Genomic DNA, 25,690 nt, shown 5'->3' with positions numbered 1-25,690 from the left:
TTTGACAATGGAGGAAACCTTTTATGACGACGACGCTCGCGCGCCGCTATGCGGCCCTTCTGGCCTGTGCCGCCTTCGGTTTTGCAACATCCGCTTACGCACAGGACAAGACTGTCACGATCGGCGTGCTCAACGACATGTCGAGCCTCTACGCCGATATCGGCGGCCCCAATGCGGTGGTGGCGATCAAGATGGCAGTCGAGGATTCCGGCCTCCTCGCCAAGGGCTGGAAGATCGAGGTCATCAGCGGCGATCACCAGAACAAGCCGGACGTCGGCGTCAACATCGCGCGCCAGTGGATCGACACCCAGAAGGTCGATGTTATCGCCGATACCCCGAACTCGGGCGTGGCGCTGGCCGTGAGCAACGTCGTCAAGGAAAAGAACGCCGTCCTGCTCAACAATGGCGGCGCCAGCGCCGATCTGACCGGCAAGGCCTGCAACGCCAACACGATCTCCTACACCTATGACACCTACATGCTTGCCAACGGCACCGGCAAGGCGCTGACCAAGGCCGGCGGCGACACCTGGTTCTTCCTGACCGCCGACTATGCCTTCGGTGCCGCACTGGAGCGCGATACGAGCGCGGTCGTCACCGCGAACGGCGGCAAGGTGCTTGGCGGCGTCAAGCATCCGCTCAATACCTCCGACTTCTCGTCCTTCCTGCTGCAGGCGCAGAACTCGAAGGCGAAGATCGTCGGTCTCGCCAATGCCGGCGGCGACACCACCAACGCGATCAAGCAGGCGGCCGAGTTCGGCATCGTCGAAGGCGGCCAGAAGCTCGCAGCCCTCCTGCTGTTCATCAACGACGTTCACTCGCTCGGCCTGAAGACCGCGCACGGCCTGACCTTCACCGAGTCCTTCTATTGGGACCTCAACGACAACACGCGCGCCTGGTCCAAGCGCTTCCAGGAAAAGGTGAGCAATCATGCGATGCCGTCGATGACCCAAGCCGGCAACTATGCCGCCGTGCTGCATTACCTGAAGGCGCTGGACGCCCTCGGCGGCAACCCGCATGACGGCGCCAAGGTCGTCGCCAAGATGAAGGAAATCCCGACCGACGATCCGCTGTTCGGCAAGGGCCCCCTGCGCATCGACGGACGCCGCATCATCCCGGCCTATCTGTTCGAGGTGAAGAAGCCGGAAGAGTCGAAGGGGCCGTGGGACTATTACAAACTGGTCGCGACCATTTCAGCGGAAGATGCGGCCAAGCCGCTCAAGGACAGCGAGTGCCCGCTGGTCAAGAAGTAAGTCGACGCTGCCGTAGGGTGGGCATAGGCGCCTAAGCACCGTGCCCACCATCTCTTCGCGGCCTCACGAAATTGGTGGGCACGCTTCGCTTTGCCCCCCTACGAGACCGCCTTCGTCGCAGCCAGCGTCCGCGTCGCAATGACCACACACGCCACCATCAGCACGGCCGCCAGCAGGAACGGCGCCCCGGGAAGATGCAGCGGCGTGGTGCTGCCGATGAAATACGAGAACGTCAGGGTGAACAGGAACGGGCCGACGAGCTGCGCCACGCTCTGCACGCTTGAGCTCGCGCCCTGCAACTGGCCCTGCTGATCGGGCGCGACCAGCCGCGTCATCAGCGATTGCATCGCGGCGCCCGAGACGCCCCACAGCGACATCACGGGGATGCCAAGCCAGAACAACGGTCCGGTCGGCGCGCTGCCGAAAATCGCAAAGCCGATCGCGCCGCAGCACAAGCCCATCAGCAGCGCATTTCGCTCGCCGAGCACGCTCACGATCGGGCCGATGGCGAGCCCCTGCACCACCATGGCGCAGATGCCGACCATTGCCAGCGTCAGTCCCACGGTCTTTGAATCCCAACCGTAGCGGTAGGTCGCATAGAGCACGAAAGTCGACGGCAACACGACATGCGCGACCTGCGCGATGAAGTTGACGACCGACAACCCGGCCAGCACCACGTTGGAGCGCAGCAAATGCAGCGCCCCGATCGGATTGGCCTTCGTCCAGCGGAACGGTGCGCGCCTCTCGGGCGCCAGCGATTCCGGCAGGATCAGGAGCCCATAGAGCGCATTGGCAAAGCTCAAGGCCGCCGAGGCCCAGAACGGCAGGCGCGGATCGATATCGCCGAGCAGGCCACCCAGCGCCGGGCCCAGAATGAAACCGGCGCCGAAGGCCGCGCCGATCTTGCCGAACACCGCCGCGCGCCGCTCCGGCGCCGTGATATCGGCGATATAGGCAAAAGCGGTCGAGATGCTCGCCGAGGTGATGCCGGAGATCACGCGGCCGATGAACAGCCAGACCAGCGACGGCGCAAGCGCCATCAGCACATAATCGGCCGCGAGCCCGAAATTGGACAGCAGCACCACCGGACGTCGCCCAAAGCGATCCGACAGTGCGCCGAGCACCGGCGAGAACACGAATTGCATCAGCGCCCAGGCGGTGCCGAACAGGCCGAATATCCGCGCTGCATGCGCGGTGTCATTGTCGACAAAGCTCTCGATGAGCTTCGGCAGGATCGGCATGATCACACCGAGCGCGAGCATGTCGAGCAGGATGGTGACGAAGATGAAGGCGACGGCGCCGCGCCGGACCGGCGCGGCATGTGGTGCGATGGCCTCGCTCGGCCCGTCGCTCACGACAATCGCTTGCGCTTATGCGCGAACGGATTGGCCTTCTCACGCAGAGTGATGCGCACCGGCGTGCCCGGCAGCTCGAAGGTTTCGCGCAGGGAGTTGGTGAGATAGCGCAGATAGGACTGCGGGATCGCGTCTGCGCGCGAGCAGAACAGCACGAAGCTCGGCGGGCGCGCCTTGGTCTGGGTGATGTAGTTGAGCTTGAGCCTGCGGCCGGACACGGCGGGCGGCGGATTGGCCTGGATCGCCTGCTCGAACCAGCGGTTCAATGCCGAGGTCGGCACGCGCCTGTTCCAGATCGCGTAGGCGTCCTGGATCGCCTGCATCAGGCGATCGATGCCCTCGCCCATCAAGCCGGAGACGGCGACGATCGGCACACCCTTGACCTGCGGCAGCCAATGGTCGGCGTCACGACGGAGGCCGGAAATGGCCCCGCCGCCCTTGGTCTCCATCAGGTCCCATTTGTTGACCGCGAGCACGACCGCGCGGCCCTCGCGCTCGATCAGATCGGCAATGCGCAGATCCTGCTCCTCGAAGCGGTTCTGCGCGTCCATCATCAGCACGACGACTTCGGCAAAGCGCACGGCGCGCAGCGCATCCGCGACCGAGAGCTTTTCCAGCTTCTCCTCGATGCGCGACCTGCGGCGCAGCCCGGCGGTGTCGAACACGCGGAATTCGCGGCCATTCCAGTTGATCTCGACCGCGATGGAATCGCGCGTGGTGCCGGCCTCCGGGCTCGTCAGCAGGCGCTCCTCGCCGAGCAGATGATTGATCAGTGTCGACTTGCCGGCATTGGGCCGGCCGACGATCGCAACCCTGATCGGGCGCGTGGCCGCCTCTTCCTCGGACAGCGGCTCGTCGTCCTCGACCTCATCCTCCTCGATGGGCTCCGGCATCAGCCCGCTCAGGGCGTCATAGAGCTCGCCCATGCCCTCGCCGTGCTCGGCCGATATCTGGATGGGATCGCCGAGGCCCAGCGCAAAGGCCTCCATCGCGCCGGCATCGCCGTGCTTGCCCTCGCTCTTGTTGGCGACCAGCAGCACCGGCTTGTTGGCGCGGCGGGCGAAATCGGCAAAGGCGCGGTCGGTCGGCGTCAGGCCGACGCGGGCATCGATCACGAAGAACAGCGCGTCGGCCTGCGCAATCGCGGTTTCGGTCTGCTCCTGCATCCGCGCGGTGAGCGAGCCCCTGGCACCCTCGTCGAGCCCGGCAGTATCGATCACCGTGAACTGGAGGTCGCCGAGCTTGGCATCGCCTTCGCGGCGGTCGCGGGTGACGCCGGGCAGATCATCGACGAGCGCAAGCTTCTGTCCAACCAGGCGGTTGAACAGCGTCGATTTGCCGACATTGGGCCGGCCGATGATGGCGATCGTGAAGGACATCGGTCATTCGTGCGCTGTGGGGGCTGCGCCTGTCAATGCAATGAAACAATCAGCGCGAGAAGCTGCCGCTTGGCAGCGGAGCCGGGAAGCCCCCTTGGGACTGCTGCTGCGTGGTCTGGGCCGATTGCGCCGGCTGCTGGGTGGACTGATCGGGCGGCGGCGCAGTGGTGCGCTTGCGCACGATCTTCTGCTTCGGCGGCGGGGCGGCGGCGGGCGGCGCCTCGGCAGGCTGGGCCTCGCCATCGACCTCGCCGGCCGGCGCCTCTGCCGGCGCGGCAGCGGCCGCGGCCGGCTGCTTGGTCTTCTTCCCCTTGGCGGACTTTGATGGCGGAGCCGGCTCAGGCGGCGGCGCTGCGGGCGCAGCCGCAACGGCCGCGTTCGGATCCTGCAGCTGTTGTTGCTGCGCGCCCTTGTACATGTCCCGCGGCACGCCCTGCTCGAGGCCCGGCACGCCCTCAGGGAAGACCGGCTTGCGATCGCCCGGCAGCTTCTTCTTGGTATCGAGGAAATCCAGCATATCGGCCGGATCAAACCCGCCGCTGGAGCAGCCGCCCAACAGGCCCGTGAAGGCGATCAGGACGGCGGCTGCGATCAAACGTGGGGTGCGGCGCATATCGATATCTCGTCTAAGCTCTCAGGCCGTCAGCTCTTCGCAACAGGCGGCAGCAAGGCCTGAAGCGCCTCGGCGCGCGAGCGCAGGCCCGGCGGCGTTTCGCCGTCCTCCGCGATCGCGTCGAGCCATTTGCGGGCCGCAGTTGTGTCGCCATTACGCCAGGCCGACAGCGCCAGCATCTCGCGGGCGCTGTGGCGGAAGGTCGACCCGGCCGCAGCCGAGGCCTCCAGCCGCTGCTGCATGTCGGCGTAGCTTGCACTGTCGAGCAGCAGCCCGGCGGCGCGAATCCGCGCGAGATCCCGCCACTCGGCGCTCACGCTGCCATCGGCGGCGATGTCGTCATAAATCTTGGCGGCGGCCTTAGGGTCGCGGCTCACCGCCTCGGCCGCGGCACGCAGCCGCGCCAGCGTGCGATAGCCCGAAGGCGCCTTGGCGGCGAGCTCGGTGAAGGCCTTCTCGGCCTCCGCATGCTTGTCCTGCTCGGACAGCTCGACGGCCTTTTCGAAGAGAGCTCCGGCCTCGGCAGCCTTCTTGGCCTCCAGGTACTGGTAGGCCCGCCAGCCGCCTACGGCTGCCACGATCAGCACCATCAGGGCGATGAAGTAGATCGAATATCTATCCCACAGCTTCTTGAGCTGTTCGCGACGTACTTCCTCGTCGACTTCGTCAAATAATTCAGACACTTATGCTAATCCCATGCCCGGTCGGGAGCGCGCGCCATATCGTTCGCGTCGGAAATCCCGTCCCCGCGTGGCGGCGGCGTACCCTATCGATATGGCGGTGGCAAGGCAAAGCGAGCCCGATCAAGGCGTTAACCCAAGGCCTCGGACCGACTTGGCGGGCGCATGCCCGGCTCAGGTTCCCGTCAACTGCTCCCGCAACTGGCGCTTCAGCACCTTGCCATTGGCGTTGCGCGGCAGCGGCTCGGCCGTGATCGCCATCGTCTCCGGCACCTTGTAGTCGGACAGCCGCTCGGCGCACCACGCCCGCAGATCGTCGCCGGCAACCGGCACCCGCGTCACCACCACGGCGTGGACGCGCTCGCCCAGCACCGGGCAAGGCTTCGCAATGATCGCGCTCTCGACCACGGCGGGGTGGCCGGCCAGCACGGATTCGACCTCGGCGGAATAGATCTTCAGGCCGCCGCGGTTGATCATGTCCTTCTGCCGGTCGAACACACGGACAAAGCCGTCCGCATCGATTGAGCCGAGATCGCCGGAATGCCAGAAGCCGCTGGTGAAGCTCTCCGCCGTTGCCTTCGGATTGCTCCAGTAACCCTTGATCACGGAGGCGCTCTGGATCCAGAGCTCGCCAATCTCGCCGCGCGGCAACTCGCGCCCGTCCGCGCCCATCGCGACGATCCGAGCGCCAGGGCACGGCAGGCCGACGCTGTCGATATAGCTTTCCGTCAGCGCCCCCGGCATGATCGTCGAGGGCGACGTCGTCTCAGTGGAGCCATAGCAGTTCATCAGCTTCAGGCCGGGAATCGTCGCCTTGAGCTTTTCGATCGTCGCGACCGGCATCGGCGCGCCGCCGAAGCCGCCGATCCGCCAGCTCGAAAGATCATAACTGTCGAAATCGGGCTGGAGCAGGCAGAGATTGTACATCGCGGGCACCATCACCGTGTAGGTGACGCGCTCGCGCGCGGCGAGCTTGAGATAATCCGCCGCCTTGAACTCCGGCATGATGATCAGCGTGCCGGCGCAACGGATCATGGTGGTGATGTTGGCGACGACACCGGTGACGTGGCCGAGCGGCACCGCCGCGATCGAACGATCCGCCGCCGTCAATTCCAGGCACGACACGAAGACCATCGAGGAATGGATGATGTTGCAATGGGCGAGCATCGCGCCCTTCGGCTTGCCGGTCGTGCCCGAGGTGTAGAGGATCATCGCGGTATCCTCCTCGGCGACGTCGACTGGCGCAGGTGCCGGCGCATTGTCCGTGAACACAGCGAAGCGCGAGCGCTGCGGGTCATCGTCGATCGCGATGCGATCGACGACATCAGGGACATCCCGCGCCTCAGGCAGGCGATCGGCAAGCGCGGCTTCGTGAATCAGGATCTTGGCGCCGCAATCGGTGAGCACATAGGCGATCTCGGGCTTCTGCTGGCGCGTGCTGAGCAGCACCGTCACCAGTCCCTCATGCGCGGCGGCAAACAGGACCAGCGGAAATTCGATGCGGTTGCCAAGCAGGATCGCGACACGGTCGCCGCGCTTGAGGCCGAGCTTGCGAAAGCCCGCCGCGATCCGCGCGGCCCGGTCCACGACCTGCCGCCAGCTCAGCCGGACATTGCCGCAGATCAGTGCTTCGCCGTCGGGATTGCGCGCGCAGGCCTCCGCAATCATCGCCCAGACACTGCCCGGCCGCTCCGGGAAAGCCGGCACGACGCGGTCGCCGAAGCGCGACTCGAGCCGCATGGGCGGAACTGCGTGCTGCGACCAGTCCATGCGCCCCTCGTCAGCTCTTCTTCATCCCGTAGACGTGCTCCGGGCCCGGGAAGGCACGGCTCTTCACATCGCGCGCATATCCCGCGATGGCTTCCTCGATCGCCGGCCCCAGATTGCCATAGCGGCGCACGAATTTCGGCGACCGCGGCGACAGACCGAGCATATCCTCCAGCACCAAAATCTGGCCGTCGCAGGCTGAGCTCGCGCCAATGCCGATGGTCGGAATGGCGACCGATTGCGTGATCTTGCGCGCCAGCGGCTCGGCGACCGCCTCGATCACGATCGAGAAGGCCCCCGCCTCTGCGATCGCCCTGGCGTCGTTCTCGATCGGAGCCCAGTTCGTCTCCTCGCGGCCCTGTGCGCGGAACGAGCCGAGCGTGTTGATCGACTGTGGCGTCAGCCCGATATGGCCCATCACGGGAATGCCCCGTTCGCAGAGAAACGCCACCGTCTCCGCCATCCGCGCGCCGCCCTCGAGCTTGACCGCGCCGCACTGCGTTTCCTTCATGATCCGGACCGCCGACTGGAAGGCCTGCTCCTTCGAGCCTTCGTAGGAGCCGAACGGCATGTCGACGACGACGAGCGCCTGCCGGGAGCCGCGCATCACCGCGCAGCCCTGCAGGATCATCATGTCGAGCGTCACGGGCACCGTGGTCTCGAAGCCATGCATGACATTGCCGAGGGAATCGCCGACCAGGATCGCGTCGCAGTGCTTGTCGACCAGCGCGGCGGTGTGCGCGTGATAGGAGGTCAGCATCACGATCGGTTCGCCATTCTTGCGAACGCGAAGGTCGGGCGCGGTCTTGCGCTTGATGGCGGATTGGATGGACATTGTCAGGACCCCATGACAGGCACACCGATCACGACCGGGTGGAACGCGAAGGCAAGCGCGACGTAGGCGACGATCCCGACCGCAACCGCGATCAGGTCGTTGGTGGCGCCACCAACCGGGATCGGCGGCGCGCCGCTATCGGTGCGATGCTTCAGCGAAATGCGGTCATACACGCCCCAGCCGAGGAACGAGCCGAACAGAATGATGGAACCGAGATCGCCGTTCGCCAACAGATGCGCCGCGGCCCACAGCTTGACGCCGGCCAGCATCGGATGCTTCAGCGTCGCATAGATGCGACCGCGAATGTAGGACGCGACCACCAGAATGACCGCAGGCAACATCAGCGCGACGGTGATGTGCTTCAGCGCCTTCGGCGGATACCACACGTCGATCCAGCCGGTTGCGCGATAGTGGCCAAAGCCCCACACGATCAGCGCCAGGCCCGCCAGCGACACCACCGAATAGAGGATCTTGTAGGTCCCCTCGCCCAGTGTTGCGATCGCCTGCGCCCGCGCCTTGCGTTTCGTGGTGAACACATGGGCCGCAAAAAACAGCACGAGCCCCAGGATCATGACCAGCAGACCCACGACGTCCTCCCCTTAAGCTAGCGCCCCCGCTCATGGCGTACCATTGATCGGCCGCTGATCGCAACTGATGCCCCTCATGGTGAGGAGGCGCGAAGCGCCGCCTCGAACCATAGAGGCCGGGATGGCACCTTGGCCTTCATCCTTCGAGACGCTTGCTTCGCAAGCCCCTCAGGATGAGGGGATGGAGCAATCTTTGCGGCTACCTTCCAGGCCCCCGATTATCGACATATCGGATCGCGATCGGCCGCCCGGCAAGTGCGCCGCCGAGACCACTCGTGAATTTCAGTGGCAGACATGCGTTCAGCGACGCATTGATCGCGTTGAGATAGCTCGTCCTTGTGTCGGCCGGGACGCCCGCGGTCGCAAAGGTCAGGCGCGGCGGGCCGATCAGGCCGCCCGCCTTGTTGAAGCTGAAGCGCACCGACATCTGCATGCCCGCGCGCACGTCGTTGGTCGGCGGCGACCAGCAGGACCTAAGCTCGGCAAAGAGGTCGCCGATCGTATCGAGGTCGTGATCCGGCCTCGCGTACTTGGCGCGATCGGCCTCGGACGGCACGCTCTCGACCGTGAGCTGGAGATTTTCGCCGTAGGGATAGTAGATCTCGGGAATGCAGGGCCCGTGCTCGAGCACGCTGCAAAAGGACGGCGTGCAGGGACGGTTGTCGAGCACGCTGCACGGCTCGTGCGAGAATGGAATCGGATTGATCTGGCGGCGTCTGGCGTCGGCGGGAAGCGTCGATATCGCCAGCAGGAAAAGAACAATAATACCGCGCCACATGACATGAGCTCGCAATGCCACCCATGCGAAAGTGGCATCGGCCCTGAACACGTCAAGCCCGCGCGTGTTCACATGCTCGCGCTTAAACGGGGATTGGGGCCCTACCCCTACCCCTACCCCTTCTTCTTCACGTCCTTGACGTTGGCGAACTCGATGCCCTCGGCGCGCTCTTTGGTATAGCCGAGATAGAACTCGTTCCTGGCCAGATACACGGGGTCGCCGTCGACATCGTCCGCAATGCTCGAGGTATTGGCGGCGAGGAACGTGTCGAGCTTCTTGCGGTCATCCGAAGAGACCCAGCGTGCGAGCTGGAACTCGCTCACCTCGAACTCGACCGGCAGTGCATATTCGGCCTCCAGCCGCGCCTTGAGCACGTCGAGCTGCAGCGCGCCGACCACGCCGACCAGGGCAGGCGCGCCGTCGCGCGGGCGAAACACCTGCACGACCCCCTCTTCCGACATCTGCTGCAGCGCTTCCTTCAGCTTCTTCGCCTTCATCGCGTCGGTGAGACGGACGCGGCGGACGATTTCCGGCGCGAAGCTCGGCACGCCGACGAAGGTGAAATCCTCGCCTTCGGTCAGGGTGTCGCCGATGCGCAAGGTGCCGTGATTGGGAATGCCGACGACGTCGCCGGCAAAGGCTTCGTCCGCTACCGAGCGGTCCTGCGCGAAGAAGAATTGCGGGCTCGAGAGCGGCATGCTCTTGCCGGTGCGCACCAGCTTGGCCTTCATGCCGCGGCTGAGCTTGCCGGAGCACAGCCGCGCAAAGGCGATGCGGTCGCGATGGTTCGGATCCATGTTCGCCTGGATCTTGAACACGAAGGCGCTCATGCGCGGATCGGTTGCCTCGACCTTGCGCTGGTTGCTCTCCTGCGCGCGCGGCTCGGGCGCGAACTTTCCGAGCCCCTCCAGGAGGTCGCCGACGCCGAAATTGCGCAGCGCGCTGCCGAAATAGACCGGCGTCAGATGGCCCTCGCGAAACGCCCCAAGCTCGAACGGCTTGGAGGCCTCGGTGACGAGCTCCAGCTCGTCCTTCACGGCTGATACGTCGAGATTCGCGTTAAGCTTTGCGAGCTCCGCGATCTCGATCTGCTGCGCCGCGCCAGTCTTGGCGCCGCCGCCTTCGAGCAGGCGCACGCCGCCATTGACGACGTCATAGGTGCCGAGGAAGTCACGGCCGCGGCCGACCGGCCAGGTCATCGGCGTGGTATCGAGCGCGAGCGTCTTCTCGATCTCGTCGAGCAGCTCGAAGACGTCGCGGCTCTCGCGGTCCATCTTGTTGATGAAGGTGATGATCGGGATGTCGCGCAGGCGGCAGACCTCGAACAGCTTTCGCGTCCGCGCCTCGATGCCCTTCGCCGCGTCGATCACCATCACGGCGGAGTCCACCGCGGTCAGTGTCCGATAGGTATCTTCCGAAAAGTCCTCGTGGCCCGGCGTGTCCAGGAGGTTGAACACGAGCCCCTCGAATTCGAAGGTCATCACGGAGGTGACGACCGAGATGCCGCGCTCGCGCTCGATCTTCATCCAGTCCGAGCGCGTGTTCCGTCGTTCGCCCTTGGCCTTGACCTGGCCGGCAAGATTGATGGCGCCGCCGAACAGCAGCAGCTTCTCGGTCAGCGTGGTCTTGCCCGCGTCCGGGTGGGAGATGATCGCAAAGGTGCGCCGCCGCGCCACTTCGGCGGCAAGCGGGGAACGGGCCGGCGATTCGGCTGGAGTGGCGATGTCGGACATGGCGGGAGCGTTTGGCAGGGAAAACGGGCCTGATCAAGCCTCATTTGGTGATTGCAGAGCCGTCTGACCAGCCCCATATCGGCCCTGGGAAGGACGACCTTTCGCCGATCAGCCACATCAGCCGCGGGGACGACCCTGCCTTGAACGGAGGGTCGTCATGGCCTGGACCATATTGTTCATCGCCGGTCTTTTGGAGGTCGCCTGGGCGATCGGGCTGAAATACACCGAGGGTTTCACCAAGCTCGTTCCGTCGGTCCTTACGCTCGCAGCCATGGCCGGAAGCGTCATCCTGCTCGGCCTCGCCCTCAAATCGCTGCCGATCGGAACCGCCTACGCGGTCTGGACCGGGATCGGCGCGGTTGGCACCGCGACATTGGGAATCATCCTGTTCGGCGAGCCGGCCGCCGCATTTCGCCTCGCCAGCATCGGACTGATCGTCGCAGGGATCGTCGGGCTGAAGCTCGTCACTTGAAAATCTGGACCGCCCACCAGCTGAGCGCCGCAACGATCGCGGACGCCGGGATCGTGATCACCCAGGCGTAGACAATCGAGCTTGCGACGTTCCAGCGCACCGCCGAGACACGTCGCGCGGCGCCGACGCCGACGATCGCTCCGGTGATGGTGTGGGTGGTCGAAACGGGGACGCCGAGGAAGGTCGCCATGAACAGGGTCGCGGCACCGCCGGTCTCGGCGCAAAAGCCCTGCATCGGCGTCAGCTTGGTGATGCGCAGGCCCATGGTGCGCACGATGCGCCAGCCCCCCATCAGCGTGCCCAGCGCCATCGCCGCCTGGCAGGACAGCACCACCCAGAACGGCACGTAGAATTCGCCGTCGTGGCGGCCCTGCGAAAAGAGCAGCACGGCGATGATGCCCATGGTCTTCTGCGCGTCATTGCCGCCATGGCCGAGCGAATAGAGCGAGGCGGAGGCGAATTGCAGGATGCGGAAGGCGCGATCGACCGCGAACGGTGTCGAGCGCACCGACGCCCAGGACACGATCGCAACCAGCATCATCGCAAGCAGGAAGCCGATCAGCGGCGACAGCACGATTGCCAGCACGGTCTTGGACAAGCCGCTCCACACCGCCGCCGAGATTCCCGCTTTGGCCATGCCGCCACCGACGAGGCCGCCGATCAGGGCATGCGACGACGAGGACGGGATGCCGAGCGCCCAGGTGACGAGGTTCCAGACGATGGCGCCGACGAGGGCCGCGAAGATCACCTGGGCATCGACGATCGAGGGATCGATGATGCCGGTGCCGACGGTCTGGGCGACGTGCAGGCCGAACACCATGAACGCCACGAAGTTGAAGAAGGCGGCCCACAGCACGGCAAATTGCGGCCGCAACACGCGGGTCGAGACGATGGTCGCGATCGAATTGGCGGCATCGTGCAGGCCGTTCAGGAAGTCGAACAGCAGCGCGACAGCGATCAGTCCGACCAGAACGGGAAGACCCAAAGCGAGATCCACGGCGCCTAGACCTGCTCGATGACGATGCTGTTGATCTCGTTCGCGACGTCGTCGAAGCGGTCCGCGACTTTTTCGAGGTGGTCGTAGATCTCGCCGCCGACGATGAAGTCCATTGCGTTGCCGTCGCGGTGCTTCAGGAACAGTTCCTTCATCCCGATGTCGTGGAGGTCGTCGACACGGCCCTCCAATTTGGTCAGCTCTTCCGTGATAGCCGTCAGCATCGCAACGTTCGGACCGATCGATTGCAGCAGCGGCAGCGCGCGCCCGACCAGATTGGCACATTCGACCACGAGGCCGCCGATCTCGCGCATCGGCGGCTCGAAATCGCGGACCTCAAACAGTATCACCGCTTTCGCCGTCTGCTGCATCTGGTCGATGGCATCGTCCATCGACGTAATGAGGTTCTTGATGTCGCCGCGGTCGAACGGGGTGATGAAGGTGCGGCGAACGGCCGTCAGCACCTCACGCGTGACGTTGTCAGCCTCGTTCTCGAACTGGCTGACGCGCTGGCAATAGAGCGGTGTCTCCTCACCGCCCTTCAACACCCCCTGGAGAGCAATGGCGCCCTGGATCACGGTCTGGGCATGGCGGTCGAACAGTTCGAAAAAGCGCTCTTCCCTGGGGAGGAGAGCACGAAACCAACGCATCATGGGGATAGGCTACCGGTTGGAAATGGCCAGGCCCGAACAGGCCGTCACAAAACTGTCATAGACCATTTTCGATCCGCGCGCGTGTCACTCGCACGCCCGCGGAACCGGATCGTCCACCGCTTTCGCATCCAGGCCTAAATTATAGCCAGATCAATATCTTAGAGCGAACGACGAAGGTAATGCGCGATCTCGCCGATGACGCCGCGGCGGAAGGTGAGCACGCAGATTACGAAGATCCCGCCCTGGATCACCGTCACCCACTGGCCGAAGCTCGCCAGATATTGCTGCATGGCGATGATCACGAAGGCGCCGACCACCGGTCCGAAGATGGTGCCGAGACCGCCGACCAGCGTCATCAGCACGACTTCTCCAGACATCGACCAGTGCACGTCGGTGAGCGAGGCGTTCTGCGCCACGAACACTTTCAGCGATCCGGCAAAGCCGGCCAGCGTGCCGGACAGCACGAAAGCCAGGAACTTGTACTGGTCGGTCCGGTAGCCCAGCGAGATCGCCCGCTGCTCGTTCTCGCGGATCGACTTCAGGACCTCGCCGAAGGGCGAGTTGATGATGCGATAGATCAGCAGGAATCCGGCGAGGAAGCCGACCAGCACGACGTAATAGAGCACGGTCGGCTTCGACAGATCGAAGACGCCGAACAGGTGCCCCTGCGGAATGCCCTGGATGCCGTCCTCACCATGGGTGAACGGCGCCTGGAGGTAGATGAAGTACAGGAGCTGCGACAGCGCCAGCGTGATCATCGAGAAATAGATGCCCTGGCGGCGGATCGAGATAAAACCGGTCACGATCGAGAGCAGGAAAGCCGCGGCGACGCCGACGACGATGCCGAGCTCCGGCGGCAGCCCCCACACCTTCAGCGCATGCGCGCTGCAATAGCCGGCGGTGCCGAGGAACATCGCGTGGCCGAACGACAGCAGGCCGCCATAGCCGATCAGCAGGTTGAAGGCGCAGGCGAGCAGCGCGAAGCACAGCGCCTGCATCACGAAGAACGGATAGATGCCGGTGAACGGAACGGCGGCGAGCAGCAGCGCCATCAGCGCGAACACGATCATCTCGTCGCGCATCGCGCGCGGCGTTACCGGCAACGTATCGTCTGTCAAGGCTGTCATATCAGGCCGCCCTTCCCGTCAGTCCCGTCGGCTTCACCAGCAGCACCAGCACCATCAGCACGAACACGACGGTGTTGGAGGCCTCGGGGTAAAAATACTTGGTCAGGCCCTCGATCACGCCGAGCGCGAAACCCGTGATGATCGATCCCATGATCGATCCCATGCCGCCGATCACGACCACCGCGAACACGACGATGATGAGGTCGGCGCCCATCAGCGGCCGCACCTGGTTGATCGGCGCCGACAAGACGCCCGCGAGTGCCGCAAGGCCGACGCCGAGGCCGTAAGTGAGCGTGATCATGCGCGGCACGTTGATGCCGAAGGCACGCACCAGCGTCGGATTTTCCGTCGCTGCGCGCAGGTAAGCGCCCAGCCGCGTCTTCTCGATCAGGAACCAGGTCGCAAGGCACACGACGAGCGAGAAGATGACGACCCAGCCGCGATAGACGGGCAGGAACATGAAGCCGAGGTTCATGCCGCCTTTGAGCTGGTCCGGAATGGCATAAGGCAGGCCGGATGAGCCGAAATAGTTCTGGAACACGCCCTGCACGATCAGCGCGATGCCGAAGGTCAGAAGCAATCCGTAGAGATGGTCGAGGCCGGTCAGCCATTGCAGCATGGTCCGTTCCAGGATCATGCCGAAGATGCCGACGATGATCGGCGCGATCAGCAGCGCCCACCAATAGTTGATGCCGCCGAGGTTCAGCAGGAAATACGCGACGAACGCGCCCATCATGTAGAGCGCGCCATGGGCGAAATTGATGATGTTGAGCATGCCGAAGATCACGGCAAGCCCGAGACTGAGCAGCGCGTAGAACGAGCCGTTGATCAGTCCCACCAGTAGCTGTGCATAGAGAGCCTGCATCGATCCCGCACCCAGTCCCTTCGGCGTTCCCTCAAACTTGCCCGCAGGCCGATAGGGCCTGCGGGCCGTTAGCTTACTTCTTCAGCAGCGCGCACTTGCTTTCCGACAGCGGCGTGAAGGCCTGATCGCCCGGCACCGTGCCGACCAGCTTGTAGAAGTCCCACGGTCCCTTGGACTCGGCAGGCGTCTTCACCTCGAACAGATAGGCATTGTGGATGGTGCGGCCGTTGGGCTGGATCTCGCCCTTGCCGAACAAATCGTCTTCCGTCGGGATCGACTTCATCTTCTCGACGACCTTGGCGCCATCATGCGGGTTGCCGCCGAGCGCTTCCAGCGCCTTGAAATAGTGACGCAGGCCCGAATAGACGCCGGCCTGAACCATGGTCGGCGGCGCATTGTTCTTCATCCGACCGGCGAAGCGCTTCGAGAATGCCCGGGTCTGGTCGTTCATGTCCCAGTAGAAGGTCTCGGTGAAGTTCAGGCCCTGCGCGGTCTCGAGGCCGATCGCCTTGACGTCGGTGAGGAACAAGAGCAGTGCCGCGAGCTTCTGGCCGCCCTTCACGATGCCGAACTCGGCCGCCTGCTTGATCGAGTTCGTGGTGTCGCCGCCGGCATTGGCCAGGCCGATGATCTTGGCCTTGGAAGCCTGCGCCTGCAGCAGGAAGGACGAGAAGTCCGGCGTGTTGAGCGGGTGCTTGACCCCGCCGACGACCTTGCCGCCGTTGGCGGTAACGACCGCGGTGGTATCACGCTCCAGCGCCGCGCCGAAGGCGTAATCGGCGGTCAGAAAGAACCAGGTGTCGCCGCCGGCCTTCACCAGCGCCTGCCCGGTGGTGTGGGCGAGCATGTAGGTGTCGTAGGTCCAGTGCACGGTGTTGGGCGAGCACTGCGCGTTGGTCAGGTCCGAGGTCGCCGCGCCCGAGTTGATGTAAGCGCCGTTCTTTTCCTTCACGACGTTGTTGACGGCGAGCGCCACGCCGGAGTTCGGCACGTCGACGATGACGTCGACCTTCTCCACGTCGAACCACTGGCGTGCGATCGCGGTGCCGATGTCGGGCTTGTTCTGATGGTCGCCCGAGATGACGTCGATCTTCCAGCCCTTCGCCGTGAGGCCGGAGTCTTCGACGGCCATTTGCGCGGCCAGGGTCGAGCCGGGGCCGCCGAGATCGGCATAAAGACCGGACTGATCGGACAGCGCGCCGATCTTGACGGTCTTGTCCTGCGCGGAAGCGACGCCTGCTGCGGCGAACGTCAGCGCGGTGCTCAGCAGAAATGACGCAATCGACCTGGTCTTCATGCAACTTTCCTTTTTTGAAGTTTCTCGTTTGGCAGTTCTAGACGCCGAGATAGGTGTGGAGCTTGTCCATGTTGGCGGCAAGCTCCGAATTCGAAAATCCATCAATGATCTTGCCGTGTTCGACCACGTAATAACGGTCCGCAACGGTGGATGCGAAGCGGAAGTTCTGCTCGACCAGGAGGATCGTAAAGCCCTCCTTCTTGAGCCGCGCAATGGTGTGCCCGATTTGCTGGATGATGACCGGCGCCAATCCTTCCGTCGGCTCGTCCAGCATCAGGAAGCTTGCGCCCGTGCGCAGGATGCGCGCGATCGCGAGCATCTGCTGCTCGCCGCCGGACAGCTTGGTGCCCTGGCTGGTGAGACGTTCCTTCAGGTTCGGAAACAGATCGAATATCTGATCGAGCGGCAATCCCCCTGGCCGCACCACCGGCGGCAGCAGCAGGTTCTCGCGCACGTCGAGGCTGGAGAAGATGCCGCGTTCTTCCGGACAGAAGGCAATGCCCATGCGCGCGATCTTGTCCGAAGTCGCGCGGATGATCTCCTGATTGTTGAACTTCACCGAGCCGGTGCGCTTGCCGATGATGCCCATGATCGACTTCAGCGTGGTCGTCTTGCCGGCGCCGTTGCGCCCGAGCAAGGTGACGACCTCGCCCGCGTTCACGTCGAAATTGATCCCGTGCAGGATGTGGGACTCGCCGTACCAGGCTTCCAGGTTGCGAACCCCGAGGATGTTGCCGCCGGTTGCGGCCTTTGCCGGAGCTTCCGCGGTTGCAGTCTCAGGCATGACCGGCTCCCAGATAAGCTTCCTTGACGCGCTCGTCCTTGGTGAGATCGGCGTAATTGCCCTGCGCGAGCACCTGCCCGCGCGTCAGCACGGTGATGATATCGGAGAGATTGGCGACGACGCTCAGATTATGCTCCACCATCAGGATGGTATATTTCGCCGAAATCCGCTTGATCAGCGCCGCGATCTTGTCGATGTCCTCGTGGCCCATGCCGGCCATAGGCTCGTCCAGCAACATCATCTCCGGGTCGAGCGCGAGCGTGGTTGCGATCTCCAGTGCGCGCTTGCGCCCATAGGGCATCTCGACCGCCGGCGTATTGGCAAACTCGCTGAGGCCGACATCGTTCAACAGCTCCAGCCCGCGATTGTTGAAGCGGTTGAGCACCGACTTCGAGCGCCAGAAATCAAAGGAGCTGCCGTGCTGGCGCTGGAGCGCGACACGGACATTTTCAAGCGCGGTGAGATGCGGAAATACCGCCGAAATCTGGAACGAACGCACCAGCCCCATGCGGGCGACGTCGGCCGGCGCCATCGCGGTGATGTCCTGTCCCTTGTACAGGATTTTTCCGGCAGACGGTTTCAGGAACTTGGTGAGCAGATTAAAGCACGTCGTCTTCCCGGCCCCGTTTGGACCGATCAATGCGTGAATGCTCCCACGGCGGACTTTGAGCGCAACGTCGCGGACGGCAAAGAAGCCCGCGAACTCCTTGGTCAAGCCTTCCGTTTCGAGAATGAACTCATCGGCCAAACAGATTTCCCCCCGCCCGCACGACGCGCTGGTCGCGCGTGGCTGTCCTTTGTTGCTTCGGCTTTCCGGAGGCCTTGGAGCCCAGCCCGGAACGCCGCCTCCGGGCGCGGAATATGCCGGAGGTGACGGGGGTTAGGCAAGGCGGAAAGCTGAGCAGATCAAGGCTCCGACTGGGATACACATGCTCCCTTAGTCGGAGATGTTGATGTCGCGCCTGCCCGGCTTCCCGGTTCGCAAAGCGCCGGTCATCAAGCTGTCGTTAACGGTCTTTGGTCCGACGCGCCAGCCTTCATAGAAAATTTTCCCGCGACGAAGATCATGCGCGGGGTTTCTGTTTGCCGGGAATATTGTTTTTGGATTTCGCAAGCGCCGGTCCCTCCATCGTCAAATCGATCAGGCAGCGTGATCTTCTGAACACGTGGCTGCGACTTTATGCGCGCCAGCAGATTGCGCCGGCGATATGGGAGTACCAGCCCGCGCGGCTCGAGGAGGAGCTGTCCGACCTCATCTACTACACGGTGGATATGTCGACGCCGACGCCGCATCTGATGATCCAGAGTGAAGGCTCGCGCATCTCGCGCGCCTATGGACATACCGGCAAGGGCGTTTTCCTCGACGATTATGTCGGGCCGCGGCTCGCGCCCTTCGTGATGCCGATCTATCACGAATGCGTCGCGCGCGGACTTCCGGTCTACAGCGTTGCCGATGTCGACGACATCTATGGACGCGTCGTCGCTTATGAACGGCTGCTGCTGCCTTTCCTGACGGATGACAAGGTCAGCCATGTCATCGCGTCGCTGAAGGCGTTTTGCGAGGACGGCGGATTCGAGATCAAGAACCTGATGCGCGGAAATGACGCGCTGCCGCGTCCAAAGCTGCGCGCCGTGATCGATCGCGATCTCTATCATCGCGCGCCGGGCCGTATCGCGGCCGCGGACGTGGTCGAATTCTCCGATCAGCCCGCACCCGGCGTCGCCACCGAGATCATCGAGCTGAACTAGCCTTTGCGCGCTTTCGCGCCGACGTCCTTGGCGTAGATGTCGGGCTTGAAGCCGACCAGGAGCTTGCTGCCGACCTCGAGCACCGGTCGCTTGATCATCGATGGTTGCGCTAGCATCAATGCCAGCGCCTTCTTCTCGTTCAGGCCTTCCTTGTCGGCGTCGGGCAGCTTCTTGAACGTCGTGCCGGCGCGATTGAGCAGCGTCTCCCAACCGACCTCGTCGCTCCACTGCTTGAGCTTGTCCTTCTCCACGCCTGCGGTCTTGTAGTCGTGGAACTCGTAGGCGACGCCATGCATGTCGAGCCAGGCGCGCGCCTTCTTCATAGTGTCGCAGTTCTTGATGCCGTAGATGATGTTGGGCAAGACCCGGTCCTCGCGCATGCGTGGTGTGATGCTGTAGCCGCGGCGTTGTACGAAACTCCGGTTCGCGTCACAATATTCCGAACGAAGCTTCCGAATTCTCCAAACGGACACACCATGCACGTCACTCACGATCCCGCCGCTGCGGCATTGCCGACCATCGACTTCAACACCTTCCTCGCGGTCGACATCCGCGTCGGGACGATCGTCGATGCCAAGCCATTCCCGGAGGCGCGCAAGCCGGCCTGGCGGCTGTGGATCGACTTCGGACCTTCGATCGGCGTGAGGAAAAGCTCGGCGCAGATCACGGAAAATCATCCGCTGGAGACGCTGGTGGGACAACAGGTCGCGGCCGTCGTCAATTTTCCGCCGCGCCAGATCGGACCGGTCGTGTCCGAGGTGCTGACGCTCGGTTTTCCGGATGCGGAGGGCAAGGTCGTGCTGATGCAGCCGAGCAAGCCCGTGCCGAACGGCGGCCGGCTGTTCTAGTACCGGATTTAGGCAACCGAGCACCGGTCGCCCGGTCGCCCGTCCATTCCTCTTTGAGCCGTGCCGGCGATCGGGACGCCTTGACCAAGCGTGCCTTTGATTCTAAAATGACTGATCGATCGTTTTTTATCTTGGTGAGGGACGCCTAGCCTTATTCTGCATCTTTCTGAGGCAAAAACGATCGATCGATCATTTACTTTGCGAGCAGCCCGTGCCGAAAATCAGCGAGAAGAAACGCGAAGGCCGCCGTCAGCAGATTCTCGACGCTGCGCTCGCCTGCTTCTCCGAAAACGGCTTTCACCAGGCCGGCATGGCCGACATCGTTAAGCGGTCGGGGCTGAGCCATGGCGCGGTCTATCTGTACTTCCAGAGCAAGGACGATCTGATCGAGGCGCTCGCCGACGACCGCCATCGCCGCGAGGCGGTGCTGAACTCGGTTGCGCAAGGCTCTGGTGATCCGCTCGAAGCGCTGCATGCGCTGGTCCGCGTCTATGCGCAATGGCTCACCGATCCCGCCGGCGAATCACGGCGGCGCGTCGGAATCCATGGCTGGGCGGAAGCGCTTCGCAACCGCCGCGTCCGCACCAGTGTCGTCGAAGGCATCGATATGCCGCGCGCCCTGATCGTAGCGTTGATCGAACGCGCCCAGCACGACGGGCTCGTCAAGCGCGACCTCAACGCAGACGCGACCGCGCGCGTGCTGATCTCCATCTTCCAGGGATTTGTGCTGCAGAAATGCTGGGGCGAGGAGATCGACGTCGAGGCCTGCATGACGGCCGTCGCCGACGTGATCGAAGGCTTTCGCACGACCAAACCGGACGTCCGGCGCCGGACCAGGGCGTGAGCGATGACCTGGGTCCACGAACTGCTCGCCGGCGCCGGCGTTGGTCTTGTCGGAGGACTGGCATCCGGCTTCATGGGCGCAAGCCCGGGAGGCGGTCTCGTGATCTTCTGCGTGCTGCTGCTCGGCGCCGAGCAACACGTCGCCCAGGGCACGTCGCTGATCGCACAAATCCCTCCGACGGGTCTCGCCGGCGTGCGCCGCTACTGGCAGAGCGGCAATCGCAGCCCGCTGCAATGGATCGTCTGGATCGGCGTCGGATTTCTCGTTGGCGGCGCGAGCGGTGGCTACGCCGCGGCTGCCGTGTCCGACTCGTTCCTGCAATGGGCCTATGTCGTCTACCTCGTTGCGCTGATCGCAGCGCTGGTTCTGCGCCGCGAGCGCAAGGGCGGTAATAACGAGGGCGAGCATCAAGACGAATTGCCCTGGCTTCCCCTGCTCCTTATCGGCACGCTTGCCGGCTTTTCATCCGGCTTCATGGGTATCGGCGGCGGGCTCGCGATCACCGTCGGCCTCGCCGCCGGCCTGCGCGTGCCGCAGCATCAGGCCCAGCTCGTCAGCCTCATCTTCTCGGTGATCCCAACCAACATTCCGCCGGCCTGGATCTACTGGAGCAAGGGCCTCGTAGTCGGATGGCCCGCCATCATCGGCATCCTTGCCGGCCTCTGGGTCGGCACCGACCTCGGCGCGCGGATGGCCAATGGCGTCAGCAAATCGGTGCTGCGCCGGATGATGATCGGCTTCGTCTCGCTGATGGCGCTCTACATGACCTACAAGGCGCTGAGCTGATCTCAGGGCCGCTTGGGAATGTTCAGCCCGCGCTGCACGGCCGGACGCGCCAGCCCGCGTTCGAGCCAGGCGCCGACCGACTTGAACTGGGTGAATTCGACGAGATCGCCGGCACCGTAGAAGCCGACGAGATTGCGCACCCAGCCGAGCATGGAGATGTCGGCGATGGTGTAGTCGTCGTCCATGAACCACTGCCGGCCGCCGAGATGGGATTCCATCACGCCGAGCAGACGCTTGGACTCGCTGATGTAGCGCTCGAGCGGCCGCTTGTCCTCGAAATCCTTGCCGGCGAATTTGTGGAAGAAGCCGACCTGGCCGAACATCGGCCCGATGCCGCCCATCTGGAAATGCACCCACTGGATGGTCTGATAGCGGCGCGCCGCATCCTGCGGCAGCAGCTTGCCGGTCTTCTCCGCGAGGTATTGCAGGATCGCACCGGACTCGAACAGCGGCAGCGGCCGGCCGCCGGGACCGTTCGGGTCGAGGATCGCCGGGATCTTGCCGTTCGGATTCAGCGAGAGGAATTCAGCAGCCTTCTGATCGTCCTTGCCGAAGTCGACGAGATGGACCTCATAGGGCAGCCCGATCTCCTCCAGCATGATGGAGACCTTCACGCCATTGGGCGTCGGCAGCGAATACAGTTGAAGCAACTCGGGGTGCTTGGCCGGCCAGCGCTTGGTGATGGGAAAGGCAGACAGATCGGACATCGGGACCCCGGGTTCATTCTTGCGACGCGCCCCTAATCTAGGCGAGCCGTCGAATGGCGCAAGGTCACACGATTTTCCCGTACTGAATCTCTTTCACAGTGGTCGCAGCAAATGGCTCGTCACGTAAACGATGTCGCGTTGCGCGCGCTGCTCGATGAAGAGCTCCCCGGTGACGAGCAGGGCTGCAATGAAGACGAGCGCGAGCATCGCGGTCGCGAATTGGCTGGCATCATTCATCGCCAAAACTTCTGTCCATTCGGTTCGCAACGTGAACGCGGGGCCACCAGCCACAGTTCCTGTTTACCGCAAAGAAATTGCCATTTTTTCCCGACAAGTATCTGGTCTCCACCTGTGCCGGCAGCCTCAATAGTTGATCTCCATCCGCAAGCCACGCGGATCGATCTCGCCGCCATCGACACACTGCCTGCTGTCGCGCGCCGCAACGGCACAAGCGCAGGCGTCGATGAGATCGTCGCAGCCGATGCCGGTGCCGTGACGCTGCGTCAGCCATTTCGGCAATCGCGCGAAGCCGCGCTCCCTCAGGAGTGCGACGCGCTGCTCCCGGCCGCGCGCTGAGGTCTTCCGATCGAGCCGGACGCGGCCAGCGAGATTCCAGAAGATCAATTCGGGATGCGCCTCGCCGATCGTAGCTTGCCGCGCGGGCGTCATGACATCGTCGACCTCCCTGATCTTGTCCCTGATATTCCATAGCTGAGCCGACACGCCCCTGCCCTTGCCTTCGTGCTCCCAGTAATGCCGGTTGGCCGCGGCCATGTCGGGAAAGGCCCAGAGGTCCCGGCGCGCACCGACAAACACGGCGGCACCGACCAGCTCGCGGGCGCGCAGGTCGCAGATCCGATAGCCCTCGGTCTTCAAGCCGATCGGCATGTCGATCATCGCCCGCGCATGCGGCATCGCGAGCAACCGCGTGAGGCCCGGTGAATAATCGAAGCCGTGATCACCGTTGTCGTCGATCCAGGCTGCGACCCAGCCGAAGCGAAATCCATCGAGGCCGAGATAGCTTGGCACGTCATTCGTCCGTCATTTGCAATTTCCACACGCGCGTCGCTTGACATCCGCAAGTTGCAGGGGTATGTCCCCCGCCCTCGCGAGCACTTCCGTTCGCGAAAGCCAACATGAACCGAGCGATGCTGTACCGCTACGAAATCCTAACCTGCATATCGAATGGCCGTCGGCCAATCGATAGCGCATGCCCGGCTCATGGGAGCGATCTTGCCTGACCGCAAGATCGACAGTCCGCTTCTCACGGACCCTCCCGAGCCTGCCGCTCCGGAGGGTTTTTTGTTGCCCGCCGCGCGGCCCGTTCGAACTTCCCGGCAAATGCCGGAACGGGAGACCCGGATCCCGGGGCTCGCGCAAACGATGCGCGTGCCCAAGCGCGCGGGGCCTGCCGGAGGGAACGAGGCGATGAGCCGGACACCGATGGCAGAGCGAACCCGAATGGTTCGCAAATGGCGGCGCGTCGACAGCGCCGCGATCGAATTTTCTTAAGTACGGTTTGCCGCGATGGGCGCGGCTCAACCGACGCTGGTGGTGAAGATGTCGGATACTTCTTCCATGGTAAAGCGGGTTCGAATCCCGCCTTTGACACGCGCACCGGGATGCGGCCTCGGAAAGGCTTGCACGCGGCCCGGCGCAGCTTCTCTCCGCAAGGAGCGACGCTGTGTTGTTGTCACTGAAAGCCGATATCGCTCGTTCCCCAGCGTGCTCATCAATGGCTGAAGCGAGTGCTTCGGCCTGGCGGTGGTGAAGATGTCTGTTACTTCGGTAGAGCGCCGTGCTGGCTTGCCAGAACGGAGGTCGCGGGCTCGTTTCCCGCCGGCTGAAATGCCGTAGCTCAGTCCGCTCACAGAGCAGAGCAGCATCGCCCGTTCCCCGCCAACCCCATCACGGTCCGTGGTGAAGATCGCTGTTACTTCGATTGATAATCGAGAGGTCGCGGGTTCGAATCCCGCCCGGTGTTCCATGCACCGGTATGTCCAGACCGAAGACATCGGTAACAGATCGTACCTAAGACATAGGTGACAACCTCGTGCCGAGCGGGTTGCCGATTGGTTGCAAGGTCATTTACTCCAGGTCGATCCCGCCGACGCGCAACGCATCCGATTTGGTGTGTTACGGCGAGACGCGTTCATGGCATGACCATTATTGCTCGGTCCGCGCTTTCGCCGTCAACCCCGCGCGGCAAAGGCCGCGCCCCTGCGGGCTTCGGGGGGGTGACGGCTCAGCGCGGCCAAGCAACTGGCCACCATGCCAAGAATGCAGGAAAGCGCGTCTCGGTCAGAGCGCCGAGGCCGTACTTGAGACATGGGTGGCGGGCTTCGGGCCGAACGGGTTGTCGAGGGGTTGCAAGGTCTTTTGCTCGAGGTCGAAGTAACCGAGATCGTAATGCATGAAGCTGACGAGCCAAATGCCGTCGTCGACTTCCTTGATGCCGAGCTTCTGGCCGGCCAGCACGGTGGAGATGTTGATCTTCTTGCGATGGAGGCAGAGGCGGCCGCAGGCGGTGATGACACCGTCGCGGTCGTGGAACGGATATGTGAGTTCCGGCAGACCATCGTAGCGGCGGGTTGAGGCTGTGTAGAGCTCTCCGGGGCACTTCATGTCGAGCGCCTCGTGGGGACGTTCAGAATTGAACTCGCGGAGGAAGGCATCGAAGCGTGCCTGCTGCTGCAAGCTGTTGAACCCCGGCGGCCGGGTGGCCTCCTTCTTCAGCGTGAGATGCATGCGCTCGTGACGGCCGTTCTGCTGCGGATGGCCCGGCTTGATGCGTTCGATCGCAATGCCGAGTCTGAGCCACCACACCGACAGCTTCGAGAGGTTGAACAGCGCGTTTGGACTGGCAAAGGGCACGCCATTGTCGGAGCGGATGGCAAAGGGCAGACCGCGCTCGCGGAACAGCCGTTCAAAGGCAGTAATGGCAGGATCTTCCCGCGTGGAATCCAGCGCTTCACAGAGCAGCAGGAAGCGCGAGGCATGGTCGGTGACGGTCAGCGGATAGCAGTATCGGCCATTGCCGAGCTTGAACTCGCCCTTGAAGTCGGCACACCACAGATCGTTGGCAAGCGTGCCCTGCGACAGCGGCGTGCCGTGCGCGCGGTGGCGCGGCACGCAGCCGCGCTTGACCAGGCCATGGCGGTCGAGGATCGCATGGATGGTGCTTTTGGCCGGCACCCGGACGTCGCCGTCGAGCCGTCGCACCAGGAGCTCGCGGATCTTGCGGGCGCCCCAGTGTGGCTTCTCGCCCTTCAGCCGAACGATCAGGGTCTCGACCTGCTGCGGGAGCTGGTTGGCGTAACGGATCGGCCGCCTGGAGCGGTCGCTTAACGCTTCAAGCCCGTGCTCCTTGTAACGATCGAAAATCTTGTAGCCAGTTTTGCGGGAGATGCCGAACTCCCGGCAGACCTCGGCCATGGCTTCTCCATCCAGAAGCCGGGCGACAAAGCGAAGGCGCTCTTCCATTACCGAACTCGCTTTCCACGGCATCCACACCTCCCGCAGAACAAAAGCGGAAAGTGTAACCCATGTGTCCGGTACGTTCTGTCACCTATGTCTCGGGCCGCTCA

General features: G+C 63.7%; 27 protein-coding genes. 6 read left to right on the top strand and 21 right to left on the bottom strand.

Going from position 1 to position 25,690, the window contains the following annotated elements:
• The first annotated feature begins 23 nt into the window (after positions 1-23).
• On the top strand, positions 24-1,250 hold the full coding sequence (locus tag AXW67_RS09430) for an ABC transporter substrate-binding protein (RefSeq protein WP_027551475.1): 1,227 nt from the start codon (positions 24-26) through the stop codon (positions 1,248-1,250).
• A 98-nt stretch (positions 1,251-1,348) separates the two neighbouring features.
• Here AXW67_RS09430 and AXW67_RS09425 read toward each other — a convergent pair whose 3' ends face one another.
• The 9 genes from AXW67_RS09425 to AXW67_RS09385 all read right to left on the bottom strand — a co-directional run bounded on the left by AXW67_RS09425 (position 1,349) and on the right by AXW67_RS09385 (position 10,977).
• Entirely contained in the window at positions 1,349-2,605 is a 1,257-nt protein-coding gene (locus AXW67_RS09425) for a TCR/Tet family MFS transporter (protein WP_063677664.1), read from the bottom strand.
• Positions 2,602-3,984: a ribosome biogenesis GTPase Der gene (gene der, locus AXW67_RS09420; protein WP_063677663.1), complete on the bottom strand. Its 1,383-nt coding sequence runs from the start codon at positions 3,982-3,984 to the stop codon at positions 2,602-2,604. The genes AXW67_RS09425 and der overlap by 4 nt, the downstream gene beginning before the upstream one ends.
• A gap of 49 nt (positions 3,985-4,033) precedes the next feature.
• The gene (locus AXW67_RS09415; protein ID WP_063677662.1) at positions 4,034-4,597 is read right to left on the bottom strand and encodes a hypothetical protein; all 564 of its coding nucleotides are present in this window, start codon (positions 4,595-4,597) and stop codon (positions 4,034-4,036) included.
• A 29-nt stretch (positions 4,598-4,626) separates the two neighbouring features.
• Entirely contained in the window at positions 4,627-5,280 is a 654-nt protein-coding gene (locus AXW67_RS09410) for a tetratricopeptide repeat protein (protein ID WP_063677661.1), read from the bottom strand.
• A gap of 171 nt (positions 5,281-5,451) precedes the next feature.
• Positions 5,452-7,047: a class I adenylate-forming enzyme family protein gene (locus AXW67_RS09405; RefSeq protein ID WP_063677660.1), complete on the bottom strand. Its 1,596-nt coding sequence runs from the start codon at positions 7,045-7,047 to the stop codon at positions 5,452-5,454.
• Between the two features lie 10 nt (positions 7,048-7,057).
• Positions 7,058-7,879 carry a 3-methyl-2-oxobutanoate hydroxymethyltransferase gene (gene panB, locus AXW67_RS09400; RefSeq protein ID WP_063677659.1) on the bottom strand — a complete coding sequence of 274 codons (822 nt, stop codon included), beginning with the start codon at positions 7,877-7,879 and terminating at the stop codon, positions 7,058-7,060.
• A gap of 2 nt (positions 7,880-7,881) precedes the next feature.
• Positions 7,882-8,466, bottom strand: coding sequence for an NnrU family protein (locus AXW67_RS09395; RefSeq protein WP_063677658.1), 585 nt, complete (start codon positions 8,464-8,466; stop codon positions 7,882-7,884).
• A gap of 199 nt (positions 8,467-8,665) precedes the next feature.
• Entirely contained in the window at positions 8,666-9,244 is a 579-nt protein-coding gene (locus AXW67_RS09390; RefSeq protein ID WP_063677657.1) for a hypothetical protein, read from the bottom strand.
• Between the two features lie 113 nt (positions 9,245-9,357).
• The gene (locus tag AXW67_RS09385; protein WP_063677656.1) at positions 9,358-10,977 is read right to left on the bottom strand and encodes a peptide chain release factor 3; all 1,620 of its coding nucleotides are present in this window, start codon (positions 10,975-10,977) and stop codon (positions 9,358-9,360) included.
• Between the two features lie 157 nt (positions 10,978-11,134).
• Between AXW67_RS09385 and sugE the strand changes: the two genes are divergently transcribed.
• Positions 11,135-11,449 carry a quaternary ammonium compound efflux SMR transporter SugE gene (sugE, locus tag AXW67_RS09380; RefSeq protein ID WP_063677655.1) on the top strand — a complete coding sequence of 105 codons (315 nt, stop codon included), beginning with the start codon at positions 11,135-11,137 and terminating at the stop codon, positions 11,447-11,449.
• On the opposite strand, the gene AXW67_RS09375 is transcribed toward sugE, so the two are convergent.
• From AXW67_RS09375 to AXW67_RS09345, 7 genes are all read right to left on the bottom strand, one after another.
• Positions 11,442-12,446 carry an inorganic phosphate transporter gene (locus AXW67_RS09375; RefSeq protein ID WP_063677654.1) on the bottom strand — a complete coding sequence of 335 codons (1,005 nt, stop codon included), beginning with the start codon at positions 12,444-12,446 and terminating at the stop codon, positions 11,442-11,444. The genes sugE and AXW67_RS09375 overlap by 8 nt on opposite strands.
• A gap of 5 nt (positions 12,447-12,451) precedes the next feature.
• A complete protein-coding gene (locus tag AXW67_RS09370) occupies positions 12,452-13,096 on the bottom strand; it encodes a DUF47 domain-containing protein (protein ID WP_027551487.1) in 645 nt (214 codons plus the stop codon).
• A gap of 158 nt (positions 13,097-13,254) precedes the next feature.
• Positions 13,255-14,223: a branched-chain amino acid ABC transporter permease gene (locus AXW67_RS09365; RefSeq protein WP_063677653.1), complete on the bottom strand. Its 969-nt coding sequence runs from the start codon at positions 14,221-14,223 to the stop codon at positions 13,255-13,257.
• A gap of 1 nt (position 14,224) precedes the next feature.
• Positions 14,225-15,088 (bottom strand): branched-chain amino acid ABC transporter permease, encoded by an 864-nt coding sequence (locus AXW67_RS09360; protein WP_063677652.1) that lies wholly within the window; start codon positions 15,086-15,088, stop codon positions 14,225-14,227.
• Positions 15,089-15,161: 73 nt separating this feature from the next.
• The gene (locus AXW67_RS09355; RefSeq protein ID WP_063677651.1) at positions 15,162-16,385 is read right to left on the bottom strand and encodes an ABC transporter substrate-binding protein; all 1,224 of its coding nucleotides are present in this window, start codon (positions 16,383-16,385) and stop codon (positions 15,162-15,164) included.
• Positions 16,386-16,422: 37 nt separating this feature from the next.
• Positions 16,423-17,169, bottom strand: coding sequence for an ABC transporter ATP-binding protein (locus tag AXW67_RS09350; RefSeq protein ID WP_063677650.1), 747 nt, complete (start codon positions 17,167-17,169; stop codon positions 16,423-16,425).
• Positions 17,162-17,917 carry an ABC transporter ATP-binding protein gene (locus AXW67_RS09345; RefSeq protein WP_027551492.1) on the bottom strand — a complete coding sequence of 252 codons (756 nt, stop codon included), beginning with the start codon at positions 17,915-17,917 and terminating at the stop codon, positions 17,162-17,164. Before AXW67_RS09345 ends, AXW67_RS09350 begins: the two co-directional genes overlap by 8 nt.
• Before the next feature lie 353 nt (positions 17,918-18,270).
• Here AXW67_RS09345 and AXW67_RS09340 point away from each other — a divergent pair, with 353 nt between their 5' ends.
• Complete coding sequence (locus AXW67_RS09340; protein ID WP_063677649.1) at positions 18,271-18,918, top strand: hypothetical protein; 648 nt, start codon at positions 18,271-18,273, stop codon at positions 18,916-18,918.
• On the opposite strand, the gene AXW67_RS09335 is transcribed toward AXW67_RS09340, so the two are convergent.
• Positions 18,915-19,280 carry an ArsC family reductase gene (locus tag AXW67_RS09335; protein ID WP_063677774.1) on the bottom strand — a complete coding sequence of 122 codons (366 nt, stop codon included), beginning with the start codon at positions 19,278-19,280 and terminating at the stop codon, positions 18,915-18,917. The genes AXW67_RS09340 and AXW67_RS09335 overlap by 4 nt on opposite strands.
• A gap of 114 nt (positions 19,281-19,394) precedes the next feature.
• On the opposite strand from AXW67_RS09335, the gene AXW67_RS09330 reads away from it, so the two are divergent.
• The 3 genes from AXW67_RS09330 to AXW67_RS09320 all read left to right on the top strand — a co-directional run bounded on the left by AXW67_RS09330 (position 19,395) and on the right by AXW67_RS09320 (position 21,396).
• Positions 19,395-19,766, top strand: coding sequence for a tRNA-binding protein (locus AXW67_RS09330; protein ID WP_063677648.1), 372 nt, complete (start codon positions 19,395-19,397; stop codon positions 19,764-19,766).
• Between the two features lie 211 nt (positions 19,767-19,977).
• Positions 19,978-20,610 (top strand): TetR/AcrR family transcriptional regulator, encoded by a 633-nt coding sequence (locus AXW67_RS09325; RefSeq protein WP_063677647.1) that lies wholly within the window; start codon positions 19,978-19,980, stop codon positions 20,608-20,610.
• A 3-nt stretch (positions 20,611-20,613) separates the two neighbouring features.
• Complete coding sequence (locus AXW67_RS09320) at positions 20,614-21,396, top strand: sulfite exporter TauE/SafE family protein (protein ID WP_063677646.1); 783 nt, start codon at positions 20,614-20,616, stop codon at positions 21,394-21,396.
• A 2-nt stretch (positions 21,397-21,398) separates the two neighbouring features.
• Here the strand turns inward: AXW67_RS09320 and AXW67_RS09315 are convergent, their stop codons facing one another.
• From AXW67_RS09315 to AXW67_RS09300, 4 genes are all read right to left on the bottom strand, one after another.
• Positions 21,399-22,103: a glutathione S-transferase family protein gene (locus AXW67_RS09315; protein WP_063677645.1), complete on the bottom strand. Its 705-nt coding sequence runs from the start codon at positions 22,101-22,103 to the stop codon at positions 21,399-21,401.
• A 93-nt stretch (positions 22,104-22,196) separates the two neighbouring features.
• Complete coding sequence (locus tag AXW67_RS43110) at positions 22,197-22,340, bottom strand: hypothetical protein (protein ID WP_198024682.1); 144 nt, start codon at positions 22,338-22,340, stop codon at positions 22,197-22,199.
• A 126-nt stretch (positions 22,341-22,466) separates the two neighbouring features.
• Complete coding sequence (locus AXW67_RS09310) at positions 22,467-23,132, bottom strand: DUF429 domain-containing protein (protein WP_063677644.1); 666 nt, start codon at positions 23,130-23,132, stop codon at positions 22,467-22,469.
• Between the two features lie 1,272 nt (positions 23,133-24,404).
• A complete protein-coding gene (locus AXW67_RS09300) occupies positions 24,405-25,610 on the bottom strand; it encodes an integrase core domain-containing protein (protein WP_063677366.1) in 1,206 nt (401 codons plus the stop codon).
• Positions 25,611-25,690: the final 80 nt, after the last annotated feature.

Source organism: Bradyrhizobium neotropicale, assembly GCF_001641695.1.
In the GTDB taxonomy this organism is placed as follows: domain Bacteria; phylum Pseudomonadota; class Alphaproteobacteria; order Rhizobiales; family Xanthobacteraceae; genus Bradyrhizobium; species Bradyrhizobium neotropicale.
Note: the sequence above shows the minus strand (reverse complement) of the source record. Positions and strands in the feature narration are given on the sequence as shown.